Origin of the sequence: Streptomyces fungicidicus, assembly GCF_003665435.1 — a bacterium.
Lineage (GTDB): Bacteria > Actinomycetota > Actinomycetes > Streptomycetales > Streptomycetaceae > Streptomyces > Streptomyces fungicidicus.
On record NZ_CP023407.1, the window covers coordinates 3313343 to 3330185 of the forward strand.

Annotated in this window: 19 protein-coding genes and 1 pseudogene; 11 read left to right on the forward strand and 9 right to left on the reverse strand. The window is 68.2% G+C overall.

Translation table 11 applies throughout. The annotated features are described in order from the left end of the window. Positions 1-611: 611 nt before the first annotated feature. A complete protein-coding gene (locus CNQ36_RS14870; protein WP_121546369.1) occupies positions 612-1955 on the reverse strand; it encodes a Fic family protein in 1344 nt (447 codons plus the stop codon). A 223-nt stretch (positions 1956-2178) separates the two neighbouring features. Then, a pseudogene (locus tag CNQ36_RS14875) lies at positions 2179-3554 on the reverse strand (IS1380 family transposase). Between the two features lie 332 nt (positions 3555-3886). On the opposite strand from CNQ36_RS14875, the gene CNQ36_RS14880 reads away from it, so the two are divergent. Further along, entirely contained in the window at positions 3887-4207 is a 321-nt protein-coding gene (locus CNQ36_RS14880) for a hypothetical protein (RefSeq protein ID WP_163013269.1), read from the forward strand. Between the two features lie 142 nt (positions 4208-4349). On the opposite strand, the gene CNQ36_RS14885 is transcribed toward CNQ36_RS14880, so the two are convergent. Then, entirely contained in the window at positions 4350-4649 is a 300-nt protein-coding gene (locus CNQ36_RS14885) for a DUF6959 family protein (RefSeq protein ID WP_228332705.1), read from the reverse strand. Between the two features lie 904 nt (positions 4650-5553). On the opposite strand from CNQ36_RS14885, the gene CNQ36_RS14895 reads away from it, so the two are divergent. Together CNQ36_RS14895 and CNQ36_RS14900 are read left to right on the forward strand one after the other, a co-directional pair. Next, on the forward strand, positions 5554-5802 hold the full coding sequence (locus CNQ36_RS14895) for a type II toxin-antitoxin system CcdA family antitoxin (RefSeq protein WP_121546372.1): 249 nt from the start codon (positions 5554-5556) through the stop codon (positions 5800-5802). Next, complete coding sequence (locus tag CNQ36_RS14900; RefSeq protein WP_121546373.1) at positions 5799-6200, forward strand: DNA-binding protein; 402 nt, start codon at positions 5799-5801, stop codon at positions 6198-6200. The genes CNQ36_RS14895 and CNQ36_RS14900 overlap by 4 nt, the downstream gene beginning before the upstream one ends. Positions 6201-6283: 83 nt before the next feature. Here CNQ36_RS14900 and CNQ36_RS14905 read toward each other — a convergent pair whose 3' ends face one another. From CNQ36_RS14905 to CNQ36_RS14915, 3 genes are all read right to left on the reverse strand, one after another. Next, a complete protein-coding gene (locus CNQ36_RS14905) occupies positions 6284-7015 on the reverse strand; it encodes a ferritin-like domain-containing protein (protein ID WP_121548462.1) in 732 nt (243 codons plus the stop codon). 287 nt (positions 7016-7302) lie between these two features. Beyond that, a complete protein-coding gene (locus tag CNQ36_RS14910) occupies positions 7303-7590 on the reverse strand; it encodes a ScoMcrA-related endonuclease (RefSeq protein WP_121548463.1) in 288 nt (95 codons plus the stop codon). A gap of 157 nt (positions 7591-7747) precedes the next feature. Beyond that, positions 7748-8356 (reverse strand): superoxide dismutase, encoded by a 609-nt coding sequence (locus CNQ36_RS14915; protein WP_121546374.1) that lies wholly within the window; start codon positions 8354-8356, stop codon positions 7748-7750. Positions 8357-8672: 316 nt separating this feature from the next. Here CNQ36_RS14915 and CNQ36_RS14920 point away from each other — a divergent pair, with 316 nt between their 5' ends. Then, positions 8673-9032, forward strand: a complete 360-nt coding sequence (locus CNQ36_RS14920; RefSeq protein ID WP_040906918.1) for a helix-turn-helix domain-containing protein — start codon at positions 8673-8675, stop codon at positions 9030-9032. A gap of 76 nt (positions 9033-9108) precedes the next feature. Beyond that, positions 9109-9519: a VOC family protein gene (locus tag CNQ36_RS14925; protein WP_004930224.1), complete on the forward strand. Its 411-nt coding sequence runs from the start codon at positions 9109-9111 to the stop codon at positions 9517-9519. A 148-nt stretch (positions 9520-9667) separates the two neighbouring features. Here the strand turns inward: CNQ36_RS14925 and CNQ36_RS14930 are convergent, their stop codons facing one another. Further along, on the reverse strand, positions 9668-10624 hold the full coding sequence (locus CNQ36_RS14930) for a zinc-binding dehydrogenase (RefSeq protein WP_121546375.1): 957 nt from the start codon (positions 10622-10624) through the stop codon (positions 9668-9670). Between the two features lie 490 nt (positions 10625-11114). On the opposite strand from CNQ36_RS14930, the gene gad reads away from it, so the two are divergent. After that, positions 11115-12515 (forward strand): glutamate decarboxylase, encoded by a 1401-nt coding sequence (gene gad, locus CNQ36_RS14935; protein WP_410177119.1) that lies wholly within the window; start codon positions 11115-11117, stop codon positions 12513-12515. Between the two features lie 31 nt (positions 12516-12546). Here gad and CNQ36_RS14940 read toward each other — a convergent pair whose 3' ends face one another. Further along, complete coding sequence (locus CNQ36_RS14940) at positions 12547-13221, reverse strand: fascin domain-containing protein (RefSeq protein WP_121546376.1); 675 nt, start codon at positions 13219-13221, stop codon at positions 12547-12549. A 438-nt stretch (positions 13222-13659) separates the two neighbouring features. Here CNQ36_RS14940 and CNQ36_RS14945 point away from each other — a divergent pair, with 438 nt between their 5' ends. Both CNQ36_RS14945 and CNQ36_RS14950 read left to right on the forward strand, forming a co-directional pair. Beyond that, positions 13660-13881 (forward strand): hypothetical protein, encoded by a 222-nt coding sequence (locus tag CNQ36_RS14945; RefSeq protein ID WP_004930216.1) that lies wholly within the window; start codon positions 13660-13662, stop codon positions 13879-13881. Positions 13882-13926: 45 nt separating this feature from the next. Then, a complete protein-coding gene (locus tag CNQ36_RS14950) occupies positions 13927-14136 on the forward strand; it encodes a hypothetical protein (RefSeq protein WP_121546377.1) in 210 nt (69 codons plus the stop codon). A 112-nt stretch (positions 14137-14248) separates the two neighbouring features. Here CNQ36_RS14950 and CNQ36_RS14955 read toward each other — a convergent pair whose 3' ends face one another. Beyond that, entirely contained in the window at positions 14249-14614 is a 366-nt protein-coding gene (locus CNQ36_RS14955; RefSeq protein WP_040906914.1) for a hypothetical protein, read from the reverse strand. Between the two features lie 178 nt (positions 14615-14792). On the opposite strand from CNQ36_RS14955, the gene CNQ36_RS14960 reads away from it, so the two are divergent. From CNQ36_RS14960 to CNQ36_RS14970, 3 genes are all read left to right on the forward strand, one after another. Beyond that, complete coding sequence (locus CNQ36_RS14960; RefSeq protein WP_040906912.1) at positions 14793-15080, forward strand: DUF4190 domain-containing protein; 288 nt, start codon at positions 14793-14795, stop codon at positions 15078-15080. 195 nt (positions 15081-15275) lie between these two features. Continuing rightward, the gene (locus CNQ36_RS14965) at positions 15276-16109 is read left to right on the forward strand and encodes an SAM-dependent methyltransferase (protein WP_121546378.1); all 834 of its coding nucleotides are present in this window, start codon (positions 15276-15278) and stop codon (positions 16107-16109) included. A gap of 26 nt (positions 16110-16135) precedes the next feature. After that, complete coding sequence (locus CNQ36_RS14970; protein WP_121546379.1) at positions 16136-16837, forward strand: nucleotidyl transferase AbiEii/AbiGii toxin family protein; 702 nt, start codon at positions 16136-16138, stop codon at positions 16835-16837. Positions 16838-16843: the final 6 nt, after the last annotated feature.

Below are 16843 nucleotides of genomic sequence, written 5' to 3' on the forward strand. Positions count from 1 at the left end.
TTTACCCCTTCGGAACGACGCGAGCGGGAGCGGGAGGAGATCGTTCAGCGTTTCCGCGTCGAGGAATCCATGAAGTACGCCGAGGGCGTCGCCAAGCTGAGGGTTCAGGCACGTCAGCACGTGCCGGCCGTCGTGACTTGCTCTCGTCGATGGCACTGCCAACGTGGTGAAGGCCGGTGGGGGTGCAGCGAGGCACACGCGCGCCTGATCGGTCAGCGCACCCGCCATCGTGGCTGACTGTCGTCGGCTGAGGTTCGTGCCACAACCGTGCCAGATACAGGGGTCAGCCACGGTCAACACCGGTGTTTTGTGGTCGAGTAGCCACTTGCTTCCCCAGCCAGCAGAGCCGCAGCTCAGGCGCGAGATCACCCAGCCTCTCTCCTAAAGTGGTTATCCAACCCTGTGACTGGGGCCAGACCCGCTGGAATTCTTCGGCCGTCATGGCTTCCAGCGGGCCCTCCTCAGGGGTTCGATCGCCTGGTCTGTCAATAAGCCGTGCTCGCCGTCTGGGTGCTGCCAGCAGTGCCGGAGGAGTCGGCCGGCCAGAGAGCCAGCTCAGCCTGCTTGATGGCGATCAACTCGCTGGCTTCCCCTGGATCGCCAGACGAAACTCAAGGCGCTAGCTCCCCCGCCAAGATTGTCGCTGCTTCGAGGATACTTTTCTCCTCTACATCGTAACCTCGACGCAGCAAAACTGTCTTAGCCTCCATAGGTCGCAAGACGATCTCCTCCACGGGCCCTTCGTCAAATCGCAGCGGACGATACGGATGAATAGCCTCAGGATTATCGTTTCGCACAGAAACAAAGATTGAAGGATACCGTTTTACTGAACCATCAAGGTCACGCAGGACCTCGCTCTTGAACCCGTACCAGAGGAGCCATTGCGGCACTCGATCCTCGTCCAATACTTTCCCGAACCAAGAATTACCCTCAAGATCAAGGTCCTCCAGCAAGGCATACGAACTCAAATCCGGGGTGCCCTGGAGCAGGATGGACCACCCCCGGGCCTTGAATGCATCCGACAAGGCCATGAAAAACTGATCTGGAAGGATCTTCCAGAGATCAAACCTGTCTCTCACGGTGGACAACAAGCGATCTGCGACGATTTCCCGGACGTAGTCCGGGCGCGACATGAGCCGAACCGTCCGATTCAGCACCAGAACAAACAGGTCGTAGAGCGGGAGCATGTCGCCGTCGTCACTTCGCGCCAGAGCGTCATAATACTGTCCGCGGTCTACGCTTGAACGCACCAAGAGAGGCGGGAATCCGTTTCGCGCCAGAGACATGTTCGCAAGCAGGCGAGCCATTCGGCCGTTTCCATCCTCGAATGGATGAATGTGCGTGAGCCAGGCGTGGACAACGGTGGCCTCCAGTGCAGGGTTCACATCGCACTGCTGCCACCAGTCGGAGAGCTCACTCATGTGAATGGGTACTTCCCAAGGAGCAGAGGTGCGATGCTTGGTGCCACCGATTTCATTCTCCACCTCCTTATACCGGCCGGCATATACTTCCCCGCTAGCGATTAGCTCATGCAGCGAGCGCATCTCATACTCGCGCGGCCTCACAGAGCCACGCGCCCATTCGTCTGCGATTTCGTGTGCCTTATAAAGCCCGAGCGCCTCGTAGACTCTCGGATCTTGCCTGACTGCCTGCATCAAGGAACCCACGGGTGCCTGCAGTAGCTCTCTGTAGGTGAGAGCAACTTCGTTGACCTGCCTGTAAGTCCAGTCATAGCCTTCAATGCGATTACTTTCCGCGACGAGTCGAGTCCTGATTGCCCGCGCGTAGGGCTCGAACATCTCTTGGCCTTCGAGGGCGATGCGCTCCTGTACGGCAATCGACTTTTCCCGTGAGCGCGTTGCCTTTTCTTCCACGATTCTGAAACGAGAAATAGCTGCCTCATCTTCAGCAATCAAGTAAGGGGTGCCCGCGAAAATTTCATCAACCTCTCTCATGAGCCAACCTTACGGGCCGAAACGCACCTGTGACAGGCTTTCAGTCATTCCTGACCGCTAGCCTCGATCTTGCATGACGGTCCGCCGACGGGGTCGGTGGACCGTTTCGCTTTCGGTGGCTGATGGCGGGCATTCCGAGGGCCCGAGTGTCGCCTCGGGTGGGCGCCGGGTTCCACTGTTCCGGGCTGGGTCCTCTTCTCGTAGGGACAGGCGAATCTGCTGGTCAGCCGGGGTTGGGCAGGAGCGCAAGCCGTTCAAGGGCGGCGGTGATCTCGCCGGTCCAGGGCCAGTGGCGGGCGAGGCGGAGGATGCGGCGCCGGCCGGTGGTGACGAGCTGGCCGGCCGCGGAGAACAGGCGGAACCGCAGCCGGCGGGGCTCGAAGAGGCGGGCCTGGCCGGTCAGGGCGAGCATGGGCATCCAGGCGAGCAGGTCGAGGGCGATCTGGACGATCTCCAGCCAGACCTTGTTCTGGGCGGTGTGGTGCAGGGGCAGGTTGCGCAGTCCGGTCGTGCGGGCGGCCCGGATGCGGTCTTCGGCCCGGGCCCGCAGGCGGTGGCGGAGCTCGAGCTCGGCGATCGGCCGGTCAGCGGTGTTGGTGGCGAAGCAGGTGATCCGCATGCCGTCCGCGTCGGTGATCCTCAACTGGGCCCCGGGATCCGGCCGTTCCTTTCGGACGATCAGTCGCATGCCCGTGGGCCAGCCGTCCAGCAGCCTGCCGGTGAGCTCGGCGACCCAGGCCCCGTCACGGACCTCACCATTGGTCTCGACGGCCGGCGTCCAGGCCGGGGCGGGGACCTTCAGCACGTGTTCGTGGATCGCTTCGGTGACCGTCATGCCGACCGAGTAGGACAGCCAGCGTCCTCGCTTCGCGAGCCAGGACACGAAGTCGTGGGTGCCGCCCGCGGAGTCGGTGCGGATCAGGGTCCGGCGCCCGCGCCGGTACTTCTTCGGCAGTTGGGCCAGGGCCAGCTGGGTGGCGGTGATGTGGTCGGTGGCGGTGTTCGAGCCCGCGTTCCCGGGCCTGAGCAGGGCTGCCACCGGCTCTCCGGTGCCGCCCGGCCCGTGGTCGACGAACCTCATCAGCGGGTGGTGACCGTAGGTCCGCTTCCAGGTCGGGGCCGCGTCCTCCTTGTCGGAGTGCGCGATCACCAGCACCCCGTCGAGATCGACGGTCACCGTCCCGTCGGCATCTGCGCTTCCCGGTCGGCCAACCGCCAGACTCGTTCGCGTGCTTCGGCCCGCGCGGCCCGGATGGCCTGCAGAGCTCGGTCGCCGGAGGCGGCGAGGGTGTCGATCAGGCGGGAGACCGTCGGGTCGGAGGCGACAGGCCCGAACACGGCCGGCTCGGCCCGCAGCATGCCGACATCGGCGAGGCAGTCTCCGCCCAGCGCGACCGCCAGGGCCACGTCCAACAGGATCTTGCCCGGATCGTGCACCGCCCGCGGCTTCCGCCACGGCGTCAGCGCCGCGGATATCGCGGTGTCCAAGCCGGCCTTGCGGACGGTCTCGACCAGCAGCACGCTCCCGGCCTGCGAGACCACCGCCCGGCCGCCGCCCTCGGTGCGGACAGACGGGTAGGACCCGATACGCTTCTTCACCTGGAGAGTGCTTCTTTCCCTACGGCGACATGACCCTAGACAAGTCACATCGTTGCAGGTCAGGAGCACTCTCCGCTTATTTGATCAAGCCTCGGACGCCCCACCTCGTGAAAGCGCGAGGCTAGGAGAGGCAGTGCCGTGTTGACGGCGCCCAACGAAGCACAGCAACCCCCGTAACCGTCAGCGCCCAGCGCCGGCCCGCACAGCACTCCCCGCAACATGACCGCACCACAAACGCACCAGATCCAGCGAGGAACCACGGTGAAGGCAACCGGGCCCAATGTGGCTGCATCACAGCCATTCGCCCAGGTCAGCGCCCAACCAGCCTGCACATGATCGCTGCTTCCCAAGCTGATGGCTTTGCGCCGGCCTTGACCCGATCGCTCGGTGCTGATCGAGTCACCCCCATGGCTACGGACCCAAGCGAGTACGACAAGGCAATGCCGATCGTGGCCGCCCATCTCGCCAAGATCGAACCAGCGGTTGTCCGGACCCGTGCCTCGTATGGGGGGCAACCGTTCGCGGCGGTCCATCAGGCACTCGCCGAAGCGCTGCAAGACGAGGGCGCTCAATGGGTCGTGCCCCAGGTCGTCGCGGAGTTGGCGCGCCAGATCTCGGATGCAGCAACCGATCCGAGAGGAGCGGCGGGGTGAGTGTGCAGTTGCGTGACAACGCCGACGAACAACGGCGGACGCGGACGTCAGCGGACCGTCAGCGCAGATGAGAGGCGCACCAGCCCAAGGCAGAGCGCTCACCCAAGTTGCTTCGGGACGAAGAGGTCATAGACCCCGCTACTCAGTTCGGCCGAGGGATCTCGTGCTGCTGCAGTGCGTCCTCGTAGCGCGTCAGCAGAGCGTCGAGGCCCACCAGGAGCAGGCCGGCTGAGTCCCGCGCTTCGGCCAGGTCGCCCCGCGCGCACGCTTCCACCACCTCGGCCAGGTCACTGCGAAGGATGTGAAGGGAGTCGCCCTGCATCAGCACACCCGGGAACTTCCGGCCGGGCAGGCGAACCACAGCATCATTGCCACCATCAGTGAACAGCTCTGCCTCAACGCGCTCCATCACACCATCCAACCTGACATCACCATCTGACATCAACGACGGTGTACAAAGGCAGCCTTGAGCGACCGAACACGCCGGACGGGCGAGCGCGTCAAAGCTCCAGGGTGGCCGATGGATCGAACTCCTGAAGCGGGTGTCGCAGGTTCGGATCGTGCCGGGGGCGCAGCCAGAAGAGCCAGCTCAGGAGGGGTTTCCTCCCAGGCTGGCCCTTCGTCGTGTCCGGGGTCGTATAGCTCTGAGCTTCCCTAGTTCAGAGCGCGAGTTCGATTCTCCTCACCCGCTCCACGATGAGGGCCTTGGTCAACGACCGGGGCCTTCACGTCTTCCCGAGAGGCCGCCCAGGTGCCGCACCGCCGCCGGCCTCGCACGCCGGGGAACCTCTCACGACCTCTGAGTAAAGTGCGGAGAAGGTAGCGCGTTCGGACGCACGAGGCACCTGAGCTCCACGGAACATCGCATGGTGGGGGCGGAGATGACTAGATCAGGGCGCCGAGATTGGCAGCGGGAGCTCGAGGCCGAAGTGACGCCCTGCGGCGAGGTGTTGGCCGGGCACGCCTTCGTTCCGGGCGTCCCCGGGACGCCGCCGAAGGCGGTGGACGACTGGGCACGCGGCCTCGACGCGTACGACGCCGCTTCTCGCGCCTTGCATCGCCGCAGACAAAACAAGGACGTCCAGCGAAGCCCCGAACCCCGCACCCCTCCGGACCGTGTCGGCCTGCCGTTCCTTCTCAGTAGCGCGGCTGCCACCCTGTACCTGATCCCTGGACGGCTGCTCATGATTCTCCTCTCCTGACTGCCGCACCCGCCTCGCCTCGCTTTGGCAGCGAAGCGAGCACCGGCCAGCCGGCCCGCATGGCGCTTGACTGCGTAGTTCCTCATGATCTGAGCCCTACGGTAGCCATGTGCCTCTGCGCGCATACTCCAGTATGCTTGACTTATGTCCTCAACGACTCGCATCACCGTCACGCTTCCCAGCGACCAGGTGGCGGAGCTCCGCAAGCTCACGGACAACGTCTCCGGCTACGTGGCGGAAGCTGTAGCCCGCCAGATCCGACACCAACTCCTGGGCGACGACCTTCGCCACCATGAGGAGGAGCACGGACCCTTCAGTGACGAGGAACTCGCCGAGGCCCGGGCGAAGATCTTCGGCTCCGGCGGCTCCTCCAAGGACGCGGACGCCGCGTGAGCGAGCGCATCGAGACCGTCGTCCTGGACTCGGAAGGGCTCTCCGCCTGGATCGCGCAGGACCGCAAGCTCCTCGCGATGCTTCAGGTCTTCCACGACATGGGAGCCGACCTCGTGATCGGGGCGAACACCATCGTGGAAGTCAGCCACTCCCGTATCAACGTCCCCCGCTTGAACTGGGCCCTGTCCCGGGTCAAGGTAGAACCGGTCACCGAGCAGGCGGCCAAGGCTGCGGCGGCGCTCCTCAAAGGCGCAGGGCTGCACGGGCACAAGTACGCAATCGACGCCACGGTCGCCGAGGTCGCGCTCCGCCAACCGAAACCCGTCTCCCTGCTGACGTCCGACAGCGACGACATGACCAAGCTCTGCGGCAACCAGGTCCGCGTCATCCCCCTCTGACCCACCAGCCCACCCGGAGCATGTACCTCGGTAGGGTCCGCCGTACCGCCGCCCTCGTGCCCCATCCGTACCGCACTGAGGTGTCAGCCCGCGCTCGTCCACGCGTCCGGGCGGGGTGCCAGCACCGCGGAGACAACCGCTCCGGACGAGGCCGCGACATCAGCCACGAATCGCAGGCGTCCGATGCCGAGTCGTCGCAGCGCGGGACCGTGGTCGGTGGCGACGACGAGGGAGACCGCGAGCAGAAGAAGCTGCCACAGGGCCATCACCGGGCGACGCATCGCGCGGGGCAGCTCCACCAGGGAGGCGTGCAGCCGCTCGCAGTGGAACGGAACGTGGCGCTGCTCGTCGGACAGGATCCGCCCCGCCACATCCGAAGTGAGCGAGTCGTGGGTGCCATCGCGCAGGGCCCGGTAATACCGCAGTGCCACCACTTCCGCGATCATCAGCGTCAGCAATTCCATGCGCAGGCCCAGGAGACGCCGCAGCCGTACGAAGACCGTGTCGCTCCAGTGGCCGGGCAACGTCGACACGCCACCCGCGGCCAGCAGCCGAGCGAGGAGACGGGCGTGGTTCTGCTCCTCGGCGACGAAGAGCCGGATTGCCTGCGCGTAGTCGCCGTCGCCGGCCTCCTCCGCCTTGCCGACGAGGTTGGCGCCGTCACCGTCCTCGCCGACCTGGAAGCGTTGAATGCTGGCCCACACCGCCGGATGCAGTGTGGCGCTTTGCCCCCAGTCCGGGTCGCCCTGGACGCGCCTGCGTTCGCGCTCGTCCTCGAACCGCCTTGTCCACTTGGCGAAGTCGCCCGTACGCACCCGGCCTCCCCTCTCCGGGGGCACGGCCACCGTGCCCTGGAGAGGGGAGACGCCGGCGGACATCAAACCGTTCCGCTGGTGTCCGGCGTCGCCAACTGCACGAGTTCAAACGCGCGCACCGTGCGAGAGACGGACAGGCCATCTCATGAACAGCAACTTTTTACAGTCATGGATCCGGGTAGTCCGAGGAGAATCAGCAGCCCCCGAAGCTCTTAGTCGTGGGTCGTGCCGCACGTGTGCTGCTATGTCCCGCTCGGCACCTCCTCGGAGCGGCAGGGAGGCCGGGATCAGCCCACCGTACGAACCACGACTTCGAATCCGAGGTCGCTCAGCAGCTTGGCAGCGTGGTTCTTGCCGCCGGAGAACTCGTCGCGTCCCAGAGGTTCACGGCCGGACAGATAGCCGTGCGCCGCGCCCACGATGGCCTTCGAGTCGTATTGCTTGCCGTCGATCTCGAGCAGGTAGCTGCGCGACGGTCCGAATCCGTATCTCTCCAGGAACGCATCCCGACCGAGCCGGTCGTACTCCGCAACCGCCTGCAGGACCGCGGATCGAGTGATTTCGTTCAGCGTCATGGTGGGAAGGTAGACGAAGCCGCCGACAAACGGGGCCGCACCGGCCGACAAGTGCCGGGGCGCAGGGGAAAGGGCCAGCTCAGGAGGGGTTGCATCCCAGGCCGGCCCTCTCGTGACCGGAGTTCCGCCAGCCGGCGGCCTCCTCCTTCGAGTGAGGTCAGGCGCCGGTGGCCGCGGTGTAGCGGGTGGCGACGTCCTCCCAGTTGACCAGGTCCCAGAGCTTGGTGACGTAGTCCGGTCGGACGTTCTTGTACTGCAGGTAGTAGGCGTGCTCCCAGGCGTCGAAGACGAGCAGCGGGGTGCTGCCCTGGCCGACGTTGCCGTGGTGGTCGTAGACCTGCTCGACGATCAGGCGCTTGCCGAGAGGTTCCCAGGCGAGCACGCCCCAGCCCGAGCCCTGCACGGATGTGGTGGCCACGGTGAGCTGCTTCTTGAATGCCTCGAAGCCGCCCAGGTGCTCGTCGATCGCGGTCGCCAGCGCTCCGTCGGGGCGGTCGCCGCCGTCCGGGGAGAGGTTCTCCCAGAAGATCGAGTGCAGGACGTGCCCGGAGAGGTTGAAGGCGTAGGTCTTCTCCAGGCCGACGAGGCCGGTGGGCGTGATCTGGTCCTTGTCGCGGATCTCCGCGATCTGCTCCAGCGTGTCGTTGGCTCCCTTGACGTAGGCGGCGTGGTGCTTGGCGTGGTGGAGTTCCAGGATTTCCGGCGTGATGGCCGGCGCGAGCGCTGAGTAGTCGTAGGGCAGGTCGGGAAGCGCGTAGGTGCCCATCTGGCGCGTCTCCTTCGGTGGGTTGATCTTCCTGGGACAGCCTACGGCGTTATTGCGCATGACTTGCAACAGCTTGCTAATTGCATCAGCATGAGTCGCAGCGGGGTCGGCCCGTCAGCTTTCGGTGGTGCGGCACCCGGCACGGGTGCGGTCCTTCCAGGAAGGTGATCGTCTTCTCAACCGGCGTCCGCCGGATCCGGCCGGCCCCGCACCCCCGGAGTGGTCGGCCATTGAGCGGTGAGTGTCTGGCGCCGCCCGCCGCGGGCCGTGGTGAGATGGTGCCGTGAGCCGTGCTGCCGAAGAGACCAATCGCCGTATGCTCCGAGCACGTGACGTGATGGACCGCGACTACGCGCAGCCGCTGGACGTGCCCGCCCTGGCCCGCATCGCGCATGTGTCGCAGGCGCACTTCACGCGTACCTTCCGGGCCACGTTCGGCGAGACACCGCACCGCTACCTGCAGCGTCGCCGCGTGGAACGGGCGATGTTCCTGCTGCGGGAGACCGACCACAGTGTCACGGCCATCAGCTTCGAGGTCGGTTTCACCAGCCCGGGCACCTTCAGTCGCACCTTCCGCGACATCGTCGGCCGGTCGCCGCGGACGTATCGCAAGGAAGCGGTCGCCGCGAGCGTGCCGACGTGCTTCACGATGGCGTGGGCGCGACCGTACGCATGAGCGGCCGGCGCAACTTCGGGTCGGCTGAGCAGTTTTGGATAAGTTTTCGTCCTGCCTGATCGCTAACGTCTGAGTCATGTTCAACGCCATCACGCAGTCACAGATATACGTCCTCGACCAGGACGAGGCCGTCGACTTCTACGTCGGCAAGCTCGGCCTGGAGATCACCGCAGACATCGACATGGGGTTCATGCGCTGGCTGACCGTCAGCCTCCCCGGTCAGCCGGAGCGGCAGATCCTCCTGGAGAAGCCGGGCGCGCCGGCGATGTCGCAGGAGACGGCCGAGCAGGTGCGCGAACTGGTGACGAAGGGAGCCATGGGCGGTTGGCTCATCCTCACCACGGACGACTGTCGCAAGACCTACGAGACCCTGCTCGGGAAGGGGGTGGAGTTCACCGAGGAGCCCACCGAGCGTCCGTACGGGATCGACTGCGGTCTGCGCGACCCCTTCGGCAACCGCATCCGCTTCACCCAGCCGAAGGCTTGAATGTCTCGGCCCGTAGACGCACCGGGCTTGACCGGTTACGGCGGAGGTTACGGGTTCGCCCGAGTGGCCCGGTGCAGGGGCGGGATGCTCACCGGTGCGGTGGCCCCGGACGGATGTGGTGCGGGGCCACCGCCACTTGTGGGCCTGCTCAGTCCTCGTACATGGCGATGAGGCGGCCGACGACGCCGCCCTTGCGGAGGCGTTCCAGGCCCTCGGGGATGCGGTCCGGGGTGATGCGGTTCAGGGGCGGGTTGAGGTCGCCCGAGCGCATGAGGTCGTAGAGCTCCTCGAGGTCCTGCTTGGTGCCCGACTTGGAGCCGAGGACCCGCAGCTGCTTCAGGATGATCGCGCCGGTGCTGATCGTGGACTCGAGGCGGCCCATGCCGACCTGCACCAGGGTGCCGAACTCGCCGAGTGTCTCGATGGCCTCGGCGGTGGTGGTGCCGAAGCCGGCGTAGTCGACGATGAGTTCGAGTTCCTTGTCGGCGAACTCGGTGATCGACTCGGCGACGCCGGCCAGGCCGACCTCGTCGGCGAGCTCGCGGGTGGCCGGGTTCACCTCGGCCGCGTACACCTCGGCGCCCTTGAGGACGGCGGCGCGGGCGCCGATGTAGCCGAGGCCGCCGAGGCCGATCACGCCGACGCGCATGCCCTGCTTCGCTCCGCCGAGCGTGACCATGGCGTGGTACGAGGTGAGGCCCGCGTCGGTCGCCATCGCGCCCAGCTCGAACGACACCTCGTCCGGCAGTCGCACCAGGTTGGCGTCGGTGGCGCGCACCTTGGGCCCGAAGCCGCCGTCCCAGGCTCCGTAGCCGATGGCGTCGCCGTCCGGCATCATCGGCGAGAGGCCGACGCGGTCGCCGACCTTCCAGTGCTCCATGCCCTCGCCGACCTCGCTGATCACGCCGGCGTTCTCGTGTCCGAGCGTCATCGGGATCCGCGGGAACATGGGCATCCAGCCCGGGTCGTCCATCGCGCTGACGTCGGAGTGGCAGAGACCGGCGGCTTTGATGTCGACGACGACCTCGCCCGGTCCCGCGTGCGGCGCTGCCACCTCCTCCGAGGTGAGCGGCTGGTTGGTTCCGTGGAAGCGCCAAGATTTCATGGTGTCGCCTGTCCTCGCTCTGGCCTCTCGACCGGACGGCGCCTCGGTGGAGGCTCTCTCCGGACGATGCGGACGGTGCCCGGGGTGGTGGGCCCGTCACCGACGCTACCCCGGATTTTGTTGAAGGGTAAACTTTTTACGCGTGGGCTATTTCACCGCCTCCGCGGTCCCCGACGCGCGGAGTACCGGGCTCGCGCGCCCCTGTCACGCGGCGCCTCGATCACGCGACGCCTCGATCACGCGACGCCTCGATCACGTGACGCCTCGATCACGCGACGCCTCGATCACGCAGCGCCGCGATCACGCGACACCCTCCGGGCTATACCGCGCACAATGCACATTCTGCGCTTCTCCTCCGCGAGGACACGAACCGGGACGGTCGGAGGGCGGACGGACCCCCGCCACCCACGTGGCGTACGTCCGCTGTCAGGCGCGGGCTGCCGCTCGTAGCCTCCGAGAGACACGGCAGACGATGCGAGAGGTGCCCGCGGTGGCTCTGCACAACGCCAAGGAGACGGCCGCTGATCCGGCCGCCGACATCTTCACGTCGCCGATCAGCGAGCGCCCCTTGCCCAAGCGGACGATGCCGGAGCTGCCCGCGCCCCCGCACGTCGTCCACCAGCTGCTGCGCAACGAACTGCTCCTGGACGGCAACGCGGCCCAGAACCTGGCGACGTTCTGCACCACGTGGGCCGACGACGAGGTGCGCCGCCTGATGGACCAGTGCCTCGACAAGAACATCGTCGACAAGGACGAGTACCCGCAGACCGCGGAGATCGAGTCCCGGTGCGTCAACATCCTCGCCTCCCTGTGGCACGCGCCCCTCGGCTCCGGCGGCGACGGCGCCGAGCCCGCCGTCGGATGCTCCACCACCGGCTCCAGCGAGGCCGCGATGCTCTGCGGCCTCGCGCTGAAGTGGCGGTGGCGCGACCGCCGGCGCGCGGCCGGGCTGCCGGCCGACCGGCCGAACCTGGTGTGCGGGCCGGTGCAGGTGTGCTGGGAGAAGTTCGCCCGCTACTTCGACGTGGAGCTGCGCCAGGTCCCGGTGGAGTCGGGCGCCACCGGTCTTCAGGCGCACCAACTGCGCCAGTACGTCGACGAGAACACGATCGGCGTCGTGGCGATCCTCGGGGTGACCTACACCTGCACCTACGAGCCGGTGGCGGAGATCGCGGCCGAACTCGACCGGATGCAGGCGGAGAACGGTCTGGATGTGCCCCTCCACATCGACGCGGCCTCCGGCGGTTTCATCGCGCCGTTCCTCCACCCGGACCTGGAGTGGGACTTCCGGCTGCCGCGGGTCGCCTCGATCAACGCCTCGGGCCACAAGTACGGGATGGCGCCGCTCGGCGTCGGCTGGGCCCTGTGGCGCGACAAGGCGGCGCTGCCGGACGACCTGGTCTTCCACGTGGACTACCTCGGCGGCGACATGCCCACCCTCGCCCTGAACTTCTCCCGCCCCGGCGGGCAGGTCGTCGCCCAGTACTTCCTGTTCCTGCGCCTGGGCCGCGAGGGGTACCGGCGCGTCTACCAGGCGTGCGCCGACTCCGCGCAGCACTTCGCCTCGCAGGTCGCCGGCATGGGGCCCTTCACCCTGCTCTACGACGGCGCCGGAGCGCTGCCCGCCGTCTCCTGGACCCTGACCGATCCGGGCTCGACGGGCTGGAGCCTGTACGACCTGTCCGACCAGCTCCGGATGCGCGGCTGGCAGGTCCCCTCCTACCCGCTCCCGCCGGACCGCCAGGAGACCGTGATCCAGCGCGTCCTCGTACGGCACGGCGTCGACCGAGACGAGCTGGAACTCCTCGCCGAGGACATGCGCAGGGCGATCAAGCGCCTCGACGCGGGCCACCCCCCGAGCGACTCGGCCCGCGTCGGCTTCCACCACTGACCACGGCCACCCGGCCGCCTCGGGGGAAAGGTCAGGCGCCGATCGTGTAGAGGTTGAACTCCTCCCAGCTGCCGGAGATGGTGGTGGAGCGGGCGCGCAGGGCGTACTGGAGCGAGCCGGTGTAGTTGTTCTCCATGGCGACGAAGAGGCCGTTCAGCGTGGACTGGAGCGCCCAGCGGTCCAGGCTCTCGCTGTAGTAGAGGACGAACCGCTCCCAGCCGCCGACGCTCGTGGAGCGGGCGCGCAGCTCGTTCTGGGCGGCGCCGGTGAAGTTCTTCTCGACCGCCACGTAGCGGTCGTTGGCCAGGGACTTCAGCGCGTAGGTGCCGGTGGTCTCGTCCCACTCGAAGGCGAAGCCCTCCCACGAACCGCCGTACGCGTCGGAACGGGCGCGGAGCACACCGGTGTGGGGGGCGGGGTAGGTCTTCTCGGTGGTGACGAACTTCTGGTTGCGGAGCGACTGCATGGCGAGCAGCTCGGGCTCCTCGGCCTGCGCGGAGACGTCGCCTGCGGCGAGCGGCGCCTGCCGGGCGCCGTCGTTCTGGGCGATGCGCGTCAGGTCGGTGGCGTCGACCTTAGCCCAACCGCTGGGGACGGCCGCGGGGCGGTCGGCCCGCGGGGCGGCGCCGGCGGCGGGTGCGGCCCAGGCGGAGGCCGCCAGCAGGGCGCTCAGGGACAGGCTCAGGGACAGGAGGACGGGGGTCATGCGTCTCACGGCTTCTTCTCACCCTTCGTGGAACGGATTCCGGGCGTGGCGAGACGGTGGGCCCACGATGGGTTTCCGGCCGTTCTCCGGGAAGACGCACGGCGCCGACGGCACCGGTCCACCGCACGCGCACCGGGACATGTCCCTGACGCGCGGCAGGACGCCCCCCGTTTTCCTCGCCCCCCGACGACTGCGGTCGGCACCCCTCCCCGGGCGCCTCGGCAGCGGCTGCCTCAGGTGACGCAGCCGCACCAGAGTAGGAAGAGGGGCGGGCGTTCCGGGAGTGACTTCACCTCGAATTACGTGAGGGTTCACCGACTGGGCGCCGCGATTTACCGAAGCGTGAAACACCAGGTCAGGGGTGTGTTCGGGGCGTCAGCGCGGTGATCTGTGCCCGCGACCACAGCGGGCGGGGCGCGCTTGGGGTCATACTGAGCCATGACAAAGCCTGCGGCACCGAAGCGTCATCTGCCCACCAGCCCCTTCAAGGCCCCGGTCGCACCGGCCCCCAAGCACTTCGCCATGGGCGACCAGGTCACCCACGACATGTACGGCCTCGGCCGGGTGGTCGGCATCGAGGACGGAGTCGCGGCGCTCGTGGACTTCGGCTCGGCGCAGCGGCGGATCCTGAGCCCGTACGCCAAGATGACCAAGTTGTAGAACCGCTGTGCCCGGTCACGGCACACCAGGCCCCGGACGGGGCCTGTGACGAAAGGCAGATCCCTCATCGACTCGACGTCGCTTTTCTCGGCCCTGGAAGGGCAGCCCCGCCGTTCCTCCGCAGTGATCCCGCCCCCGACGACGCAACCCTTCCAGTCCCCGGACTTCGGGGAGGACGAGAGCCTCTGGTCTCCCGAGGACGAGCAGGAGCCCGCGCCCGGCGCGCGGGCGGCGCGGCGGCCCACGGCCGCCTGACGGCAGGCCCCGGCACCGGCCCACGCGTGGGGACACCCTCGGCGGGGTGAGGTGACCGTGGCGCCGACGCGGCCCTGGCGGCGCGCCGCGTCGGCGCCGAAGAACGACCGGGTTATGCGGCGGCGGTCCTGTGCAGCATCCGGGTCAGCAGCAGCGCGCCGCCCGCCGCCGCGCCCACCGCCCCCACGGCCAGGAAGCCGTGCGTGGAGCGCCAGGACAGCACCGACCACCGGGAGTGGGCGGAGAGCAGCGATCCCTTGCTCATCCATGAGCCGGCGGACAGCAGTGACTGCGAGGACCCGATCGAGCCGACCGAGAGGGCGCTGCCGATCGAGGCGACCGACAGGGCCGACCCGACGGACCCGATGGACAGCACCGAACCCACCGAACCGATCGACAGCACGGAGTCCTGGGACCACAGGGACAGCACCGAACCGGAGGGGTGACGACGGACCGACGGAACGGGCAGCTTTGTCATGGGGCCATCCTGCCGGTGTCCGGCCGCGGATGGGGCCAAGTCGGCCGCGCTGCTCCGGAGACTCCCCCGGAATCCGGTTGACATGAGGGCGTCAGGACGGGGCATTCGGAACGCGTAAGCCAATAGTAAGGACATTGCGGCCCGTTCGGTCCGTTTACCCCACAACCGGGAGTATTCCATGGCGACTTACGGTGGTTCTTCTACGGCGTCCTCCGGATCGCGCACCAACGGCCTGGCGATCGCGAGCCTGTGCTGCGGCGTCGTCGGCCTGTTCATCCTGAACATCGTCCTGGGCCCGCTGGCCATCATCTTCGGCGCGATCGCCCGCCGTCAGGCGGGGGTCAAGGGCGGTGCCGGGATGGCGAAGGCGGGCATCATCCTCGGCGTCGTCGACGTGGTGCTCTGGCTCGTGCTGCTGACCGTCGCCGCGAGCAACGGCGGTTTCAGCTGGTACGTGGGCGGCTGACGGCACCACGGAACGAGATCGGCGTGCGGGCGGGCACCGGCGGGGAGCCGGGGGCCCGCCCGCGCCGTTCGTCGCGGCCCCAGCTCCCCGTGGGGCGTCCGCGACACCCGAGGCTTCCTTGAACTCCCGGCGTGTACAAGCCGGTTCGCCTAGGTTGGGCGTACTGGTCACCACACCCCCCAGGGAGGCTCGCCCGTGTCCGACGACATCAGCCAGGACGGCGCCGGTTCCGACGTACGTTCTCGGATCGACACCACCAAGCCGCACTCGGCGCGGTTCTGGAACTACTTCGTCGGCGGCAAGGACCACTACGAGGTCGACCGGGAGATAGGCGACCAGATCAAGGAGATCTTCCCCGGGCTGGTCGACGTGGCGCACACCAGCCGCCGGTTCCTGGGCAGGGCCGTCCGGTACCTCGCCGCTGAACAGGGAATACGGCAGTTCCTGGACGTCGGGACGGGGCTGCCGACCGCCGACAACACCCATGAGGTGGCCCAGCGGGTCGCTCCGGACGCCCGGATCGTGTACGTCGACAACGACCCGATCGTCCTCACCCACGCGCACGCCCTGCTCACCAGCACGCCCGAGGGGCGGACCGCCTATCTGGACGCGGACCTCTACGACCCCGAGGCGGTGCTGCGGACCGCCGCCGGGACGCTCGACCTGTCCCAGCCGGTCGCCCTGATGATCCTCAACACGCTCGGCCATGTCTCCGACTACGAGCAGGCCCGCGACCTGGTGCGCCGGCTCATGGCGGGGCTCCCGCCCGGCAGCCATCTGGTGATCAGCGACAGCACCTCCACCAGTGAGGGCATGATCGCCGCTTCGGACGCCTACAACTCCAGCGGCGCCGTGCCGTACCACGTGCGCGGCGTCGACGAGATCGCCGGGTTCTTCGACGGGCTGGAGCTGGTCGAGCCGGGCGTGGTGCGGGTGCCGGACTGGCGGCCCGACGTGGACGGCGGCGACGGTGGTGACGGCGACGTGGGAGCCGTGGACGCCTACTGCGGTGTGGGCCGCAAGCCCTGAGGCCGGTCCGGCGCGATAATCGGCGCATGGTCTCTCCTCCCGCCGGCGTGGACGCCGCGCACGAGCGGCTGGTGGCCGGGCTGCTCGCCGCCGGGGCGCCGTACGGCCTGCTGCTGGCCGGAGGGGACGCCGTGCGGGCGCACGGGCTGGTTCCGGCCCGGGTCAGCCGGGGCGTGGACCTGGTCACCGAGCATCCCGCGGCCATGGCGGAGATCGCCGGCGCGCTGCGCGCCGGGGCCGAGGGGCGCGGATGGGCGGTCGAGGGGCTCGACGTCGATCCGCTGGCCGCGCGGCTGGTCGTCGGCGATCCGGCGTCCGGTGCGCGGTGGCGGGTAGACCTCCGCAAGGAGGTGCTGTGGCGTCCGGCGGCGCGGACCGGGGCCGGGCCGGTGCTGTCCCTGGAGGACCTCGTCGGCACGACGGTGCGGGCGCTGGCGGACCGGGGGCTGCCCCGTGATCTCGTCGACGTCCACGCCGCCGCCCGCCGGTGGAGCCACCCGGAGCTGGAGGAACTCGGGCGCCGTCACGCCCCCGACACCTTCGACCTCGCCGAGCTCCAGTCCCGGCTGGCCGGCACGGAGTGGCTCGACGACGGCGAGTTCCGGGCCCAGGGGCTGGACGGCCCCGCGGTCGAGGAGCTGCGCCGCTGGGCCCAGGTCTGGGCGGACGACATCGCGGAGCGGCTGGTGGAGGGGGAGGACCCGGAGCCGGATCCTCCCGGGGACTGACGCGGC